Origin of the sequence: Nocardia sp. NPDC056000, assembly GCF_042269265.1 — a bacterium.
Classification (GTDB): domain Bacteria; phylum Actinomycetota; class Actinomycetes; order Mycobacteriales; family Mycobacteriaceae; genus Nocardia.
The window spans coordinates 1-5,314 of sequence record NZ_JBHJXS010000031.1 but is presented as its reverse complement, the minus strand read 5'-3'; the positions used below and the strand labels follow the sequence as shown (position 1 = coordinate 5,314).

Sequence of the window (5,314 nt, the reverse complement as noted above, 5' to 3'; positions counted from 1 at the left end):
GGCCGCACGGTATCGTTCCAGGTCCCCAGCACCTGCCGCAATTCCACCTCGGACAGCAGCGACAATCTCGAAAGCGGCCGATCCGGTTCGGCCACAACACTTTCCAGCAGTCGCACGAATCTGGCCGTCATCTGTTCCACGGTGCGGGCATCGAACAGATCCGGCGAATATCGGAGCCGCCCGGTGATGCCCCGCGGGGAACGCTCGGCGTCATAGTGATCGGTGAAGTTGAATTCCAGATCGAACTTCGTCGTCTCCTCGACCGGTTCGGCCTGTACCTCCAGCCCCGGCACGGATAGGTGGGGCTGAATATTGTTCTGCAGCACCACCGCTACCTGGAACAGCGGATGCCGATTCAGGGCCCGCTCCGGATTGAGCGCCTCCACCAGCAGTTCGAACGGCACGTCCTGATGTTCGAAGGCGGTGAGGTCGGCCGTGCGCACTCGCTCCACGACCCGGGCGAACGATGGATCGCCCGCGAGGTCGGTGCGCAGCACCAGGGTGTTCAGGAAGAATCCGATGAGCTCGTCCAGCGCCTCGTCGGACCGTCCCGCGATCGGCGTACCGACCACGATGTCGGTGCCCGCGCCCAATTTCGACAGCAGTACCGTCACCGCCGCGTGCAGCACCATGAACACGCTCGCCCCGCCCGCTCGCGCCACCGTGAGCAGGCCGCGATGGACCGCCGGTGGCAATTCGAGGGGAACCGTGGCGACCTGGTAGGCGGGTGTGAGCGGGCGGATGCGATCGGCAGGCAGAGGCAGCTCGCCGGGTGCGCCCGCGAGGGTGCGCTTCCAATAACCCAGCTGCCGCGAAAGCTCACTGCCGGTATCGCGTTCGGAGCCGAGCACTTCGCGCTGCCAGAGCGTGAAATCCACGTATTGGACCGGCAGGGGCCGCCAGGCGGGCGCGACTCCCGCGAGCCGCGCGGCCACCGCGACGGCCACATCGCGGGCGAACGGCGCCATGGACCAGCCGTCGGCCGCAATGTGGTGCAGGACCGCGACCAATACGAACTCGCGCACCTCCGCGGCCTCGGCGGTGGTCTCGAAAACGCTCACCCGCAGCGGCAATTCACGAGCGACATCGAAGCCGCGATCGATCGCGCCCGCCACGGCGGTGGGCAGTGCGGCGGCCGAGACGCGGGTGCTCGAGTATTCCCAGCGCTCCGCCAGCGCGTCGGAGTCGATGACCAATTGCCTCGGCACGCCCTCGATCTCGGGGAATACGGTGCGCAGGGCTTCATGCCGGGTGACAACGTCGCGCAGGGCCTGTTCGAGCACCGCCGGGTCCAACGCACCCCGCATGCGCAGCACCACCGGTACGTTGTACGCCGCAGACGCGTCCTCGAATCGATTGAGGAACCAGAGCCGCGCCTGGCCGAACGACAACGGCACCACCTCGGGCCGAGGCATCGGAACCAGCACGGGGCGGACGTTCTCCGATGCGGCAACGCCGCGCTCCAGCAGCAGTGCCACGGTGGGCGCCGCGAAGAGATCACGCACGGTCAATTCGAGTCCCAGCACCGAACGCACCCGGTTGATCAGGCGCGGGGCCGAGAGCGAATGCCCGCCGAGGTCGAAGAAGGAATCATCGATGCCGACCCGTTCCAGACCGAGTACCTCGGCGAACAACCCGCACAGCACCTCCTCGCGGGCATCGCGCGGACCCCGCGAGGACACCGCGGTCGCGAAATCCGCTGCGGGTAGGGCGCGCCGGTCCACCTTCCCATTGGGGGTCAACGGGAATCGCTCCAGTACCACCACCACCGACGGCACCATATGCGCTGGCAGCACGGCGGCGACCTCGGAACGCAGCCGCGCACCGTCGATCGCCGTATCCGGTTCGGCGACAACGTAGCCGACCAACTGCCGCACATCGGCGGCATCGGCGCGGGCAACGACCACCGCCTGGGCGATACCGGCGGACGCGCCCAAAACCGTTTCGACCTCGCCGAGTTCGATCCGGAAGCCGCGAATCTTCACCTGATCATCGCCGCGGCCCACATATTCGAGTTCACCGGAAGCGTTCCAGCGCACCAGATCACCGGTCCGATAGAGCCGGCCCGCGCCGAAGGGATCGGCCACGAAGCGAGTGGCGGTCAGTCCGGCGCGGCCGTGATAGCCGCGCGCGAGCTGTGCGCCGCCGACGTACAGCTCACCCATTACCCCGGGCGGCACCGGCTGCAACCCGTCGTCCAGTACATAGACCCGAGTGTTGAAGAAGGGTTTGCCGATGGTCGGCGTCTCGGCGCGTTCCGCGGTCACCGGGGACTGTGTGCACCACACCGTCACCTCGGTCGGCCCGTACACATTCAGCACCGAACGCGCCCGGGTCGCCAGCGTTCGGGCCAGCGGCGGCGGCAGGGCCTCACCACCGACGAGCACCCGCAGGCCGTCCGGCAGCGCGGCGCCGGACGCTTCCAGCGATGCCCACATGGACGGTGTCGCCTGCATGATGGTGGCACCGGAATCGCGCAGTTCGTCAGCCAGAATCAGCGCATCGCGCGTCGCCGCGTCCGAGGCGATCAGCACCCGGGCGCCACACACCAGGGGTAGGTACAGCTCGAGGGCGGCGATATCGAACGACACCGTCGTCACCGCCAGCCAGGTGTCCCGCTCGCCCAGTCGCAGTGTGGACCGCATCTGCGCCAGAAAGTTCGACAGGGCGCCGTGCGGCACCACCACGCCCTTCGGGGTGCCGGTGGAACCGGAGGTGTAGATGGCGTACGCCCCGCTCGACTCATGCGGGGGCGCAACAAGTTCCGCACCGGTGAGCGCGGTGTCGTCGAGCTCGGATAGCTGACTGGTCAGCGATGGCGTGTCCATGAGCAGCCAATGTGCCGATGGCGCCGGATGATCCGGCCCGGCACCGGCCAACACCGCCTCGGTCGCCGAATCGGTGATGACCGCGGCGGGTTCGGCATCAGCCAACATGAACCCCACCCGCTCCACCGGATACGACGGATCAATCGGCACATACCCCGCACCAGACTTCAACACCCCCAACAACACCACCAACAACAACTCCGAACGCGGCAACAACACCGCCACCAACGACTCCGCACCCACACCCCGCGAAATCAACAACCGCGCAACACGATTCGACGCCGCATCCAACTCCCCATACGACAACCCACGCCCACCGAACTCCACCGCCACCGCATCCCGAGCCATCCCGACACGAGCAGCGAACAACTCCGGCAACAACCCCCCCACCACCGGACGCCGCGTATCGTTCCACACCTCCAACACACGATGCCGCTCCACCGCGGACAACAGCGACACCTGAGAAACGAGCTGTTCGGGCCGCGCGGCAATCGATTCCAGGACGCGCACCAGCCGCCCGGCCAGTAGCTCCGCGGTGGCGGGCGAGACCAGTTCGGGCCGGTAAGCGAACCGAACCTCCAGCACCTCGCCGGGGAATACCACGATGGTCACCGCGTAGTGCGTGCCGTCCATGCCGACCAGGCTGCGCACCGAGGTCGCCGAATCGTCGGAGATGGCGGCGCCGGTCAGGTTGATCGGATAGTTCTGGAAGATGATGAGCGTGTCGAAAAGGTCGCGACGCGCACCGGCCGCGTAGATCTCGGGCAGGCCGACGTATTCGTCATCGACGTAATCGGCCTTGCGGTGCTGCACTTCCCGGATCACCGCGGCCAGGCTCTGGTCCGCACCCCAGGCGACGCGCACCGGCACGGTATTGATGAACAGGCCGATCATGCGTTCGATGCCATCCACCTCGGGCGGCCGGCCCGAGACCGTCGCGCCGATGACGACGTCCGAACTCCGTAATTGCAACCCGAGCGTCAGCGCCCATGCGGTCCGCATGACGCTGCTCATCGTGACGCCGAGCCGCCGGCACACGTCTTCGAGTCCGCGGGACAACTCCGCGGGCAGGTCGAAGAGAATATCCACCGGTTCCACCCGCTCGGCCCGCCCATGGTCGGCGGCGAGCAGCGCGGGTTCGGCGCCGGACAATGATTCGGCCCAGCGGGCCGCGGAAACTCCTAGGTCTCGCTTGCTGATCCAGCGCAGATACGCCTCGAACGGCGGGGGTGGCGCGGTGACATCCCGGCCGCCATTTCGGTAGAGCAGGAACAGATCCTGCATCAGCAACGGAATGGACCAGCCGTCGAGCAGGATGTGATGGCAGGACACCACGAGTTTGTGCTCGTGCGGGCCGAATTCGACCAGGTGAAATCGAATGAGCGGCGGCCGGGACAGCACGAACCGTTCATTGCGAATCCGGTGCAGTTCTCGCTGCCACGCCGAGTCCCGCTCGGCGGCCGGGATATGGGCCAGTTCGATGCGGGCGAGTTCGCACGGCACCGCCGACAGCACCACCTGCACAGGGTCTTTGTCATTGCGCTTGCGGAAGAAGACGCGCAGGTTGGCGTGTCTGGCCAGCAGCCGGGTCACCGCGGCCTGCAATATCTCCACGTCCAGTGGACCGTCGATGGTGGCCACGGTGACGATTGCGTACACGTCCACATCGGTCGCACCGGAGAATTCATTGTGGAACAGCAATCCACGCTGCAGCGGTGAGAGCGGAAGAATGCTATCGACACGCCTGGAGTTCATCGCGGTCACAGGAAATCTCCCTCGAGGAAGTTCTCGATATCGTCCAGCTCGTCCTGGCTCATATCGACGAGCGGTTCGTGGTCCTGCACCCGAGCAGCCGCATCGGCCGCCGCGAGTTCGGCCGCGGTCAGCCATTCGACAGCCGCGGACAGTTCGGCCGGGGTCTGATGTATGAATATGTCGCGCAGGGTGATTCGCGCGCCGGTGGTACGGGCGAGGGTCACCAGTCGAATCGAGAGAATGCTGTCGCCGCCGAGATCGAAGAAGGAATCGTCGATCCCGACCCGTTCCACGCCGAGCACCTCGGCGAACAGCGCGCACAGCGTTTCCTCGCGGGCGTCGCGCGGTACGCGCGCCGAGGCCAGCGCTCCGAAATCCGGTGCGGGCAGTGCCCGACGATCGACCTTGCCATTCAGGCTCAATGGAATTCGATCCAGCACCAGGACGGCCGATGGCACCATATGGCCGGGCAGCGATTGCGCGAGCGCGGATCGCAGCCCGCCGCCCTTGAGATCCGTATCCGGTTGGGCAACAACGTATCCCACCAAACGGGGTACGCCACCGCCGTCCGTTCGAGCGACCACGACGGATTGCACCACACCCGCGCACTGTGTCAGCGCGGTTTCGATTTCGCCGAGTTCGATCCGGAACCCACGAATCTTCACCTGATCATCGCCACGACCCAGATACTCCAGGGCACCGGAATCATTCCAGCGCACCAAATCACCCGT

Annotated in this window: 2 protein-coding genes; both read right to left on the bottom strand. The window is 66.4% G+C overall.

Annotated elements, in window-relative coordinates; all coding sequences use genetic code 11:
- Window positions 1-4,583: amino acid adenylation domain-containing protein (locus tag ACFC4D_RS46350; protein ID WP_376073309.1), on the bottom strand; the 4,583-nt coding region annotated here is incomplete at its 3' end.
- A 5-nt stretch (window positions 4,584-4,588) separates the two neighbouring features.
- On the bottom strand, window positions 4,589-5,314 hold a 726-nt coding region (locus tag ACFC4D_RS46345), incomplete at its 5' end, for a phosphopantetheine-binding protein (RefSeq protein ID WP_376073306.1).